This window comes from Mesorhizobium sp. M7A.F.Ca.CA.004.04.2.1 (assembly GCF_004022825.1).
Classification (GTDB): domain Bacteria; phylum Pseudomonadota; class Alphaproteobacteria; order Rhizobiales; family Rhizobiaceae; genus Mesorhizobium.
In genome coordinates, this window is sequence record NZ_RZPH01001032.1 from 1 (window position 1) to 2,052 (window position 2,052).

General features: G+C 65.2%; 2 protein-coding genes and 1 pseudogene. All 3 read left to right on the top strand.

The features are described 5' to 3' along the window. Positions 1-357, top strand: a pseudogene (locus EN893_RS30805) (aldolase); the annotation flags it as partial. A gap of 22 nt (positions 358-379) precedes the next feature. Beyond that, positions 380-1,894 (top strand): FGGY-family carbohydrate kinase, encoded by a 1,515-nt coding sequence (locus tag EN893_RS30810; protein ID WP_127272425.1) that lies wholly within the window; start codon positions 380-382, stop codon positions 1,892-1,894. Beyond that, on the top strand, positions 1,891-2,052 hold a 162-nt coding region (locus tag EN893_RS30815; protein ID WP_164901263.1), incomplete at its 3' end, for a lycopene cyclase family protein. The genes EN893_RS30810 and EN893_RS30815, both read left to right, overlap by 4 nt.

The window sequence follows — 2,052 nt, forward strand, 5'->3', positions numbered from 1 at the left end:
GAGCATGGCGGCTACATGGTCGACGGCGATGCCGAAAAGATCGTCACCTTGACCCGGCTTGCCCGTGAAATGGGTGCCGATATCGTCAAGGCCGATCCGACCACCGATCCCAACGACTTCCACCGCGTCGTCGAGGCGGCGCGCTGCCCGGTGCTGGTGCGCGGCGGCGGCAAGGAGGATCTGCGTGCCGTGTTCGACAAGTCGGCCGCCTTGATGGCACAGGGTGCGCTTGGCATGGTCTATGGCCGCAACATCTACCAGCATGCCAACCCGAGCGCTGTCGTGCGCGGGCTGATGGCGATCATTCATGACGATGCCGATGGCGGCGTGGCCTGGGATCTGTACAACCAGGCATAGGCTGCGGCCTCGGGAGGCGCCAATGGCAAGCTACATCCTCGGCCTCGATGCCGGCAACACCGTCATCAAGGCCATCCTCTTCGACTTGTCCGGCCGCGAACTGGCATTCGCCGCCCGTGACGGCCGCTCGTCCATGCCAAAGCCCGGGCATGTCGAACGCGATCTCGACGAACTCTGGCGCAACGCGGTTTCGGTCATCGGCCAATGCATCGCTGAAGCCGGCATCGACGCCGGCGAGATAGTCGCCATCGGCTGCGCCGGTCATGGCAACGGGCTCTACGCGCTCGATCGCACGGGCGCGCCATTGATCGGCATCCAGTCGCTCGACACACGCGCGGTCGACATCGTCGCCGAATGGGCAAAACAGAATGTCGGCGGCCGCACCTATGCACATTGCCTGCAACGGCCGTGGGCGGCGCAGACGCCTACCTTGCTTGCCTGGCTCAAGCGCTTTTCGCCGGCTTTGTTCGCCAGTATCGGAACTGTGTTCCTGTGCAAGGATTTCGTCGTCAACCGCCTGACTGGTGCGCGCAGCAGCGACACTTCAGACATGTCGGGCTGCGGCCTGCTGCAGATGCAGGACCGCCGCTACGAGCCGGACCTGCTTGCCGCCTATGGGCTCGGCGATTGCATGGACCTGCTGCCGCCAGTGCTGGAATCGGCCGACATTGCCGGTCATGTGAGCGCGGAGGTGGCGGCCCTGACGGGACTGCGCGCCGGCACGCCGGTCGTCGCCGGGCTGTTCGATGTCGTCGCCAGCGCGGTCGGTTCGGGCGTGACCAGAACCGGCGCCGCATCGGTTATCGCAGGGACCTGGAGCATCAACCAGGTCATTACCGACGAACCGATCCGCGACCCTTCGATCTTCATGCTGTCGACTTTCGACCGCCAGCGCTATCTGGCGATCGAATCCAGTGCCACCTCGGCCGCCAATCTCGAATGGATCGTTCGCGAATTCCTCGAACATGGTGGCGAAGCCGGCAAGTCGCCGTTCGAATTGTGCAGCGAACTGGTGGCGTCCGTCGATCCGAACAGCGACATCCCGATCTATCATCCCTTCCTTTACGGCTCGCAGCAGAATGGCCATGCGCGCGCAGGCTTCTATGGCATCGCCGGCTGGCACAGCCGAGCCCATCTGCTGCGTGCGCTGTTCGAGGGCGTTGCCTTCGAGCATAAGCGCCATGTCGAGACCTTGCACAGAGCGGGCGCTGATTTCGACCAGGTGGTGCTGTCGGGCGGGGGCTCGCGCAGCAGCGTCTGGCCGCAGATATTCGCCGATGTGCTCGGCGTGCCCGTCACCGTGGCGCGCAGCCGCGAAACCGGCGCGCTGGGAGCGGCGATCGCGGCGGGCACCGGCGTCGGCATTTTCGCGGACTACAGCGCAGGTGCCGCCGCCATGACGGCGGCCGCCCGACATTTTGTACCCAACGAGGCGGTTGCCGATGCATATGCGGGACGGTATCGACTGTACGGCGAGATCAACCAGGCGATGACCCCGATGTGGGAGCGCATCGCCGGACAGCAGGCGCGCACGTGACCGAAGATCCACCGTCCCCGTTCGGCAATTACGATTACGTCATCGTCGGCGCCGGTTCCGCCGGCTGCGTGCTCGCCAACCGGCTCTCCGCCGATCCGCGCAACAATGTGCTGCTGCTCGAGGCCGGGGGCAGCGACCGCTATCACTGGGTCGATATC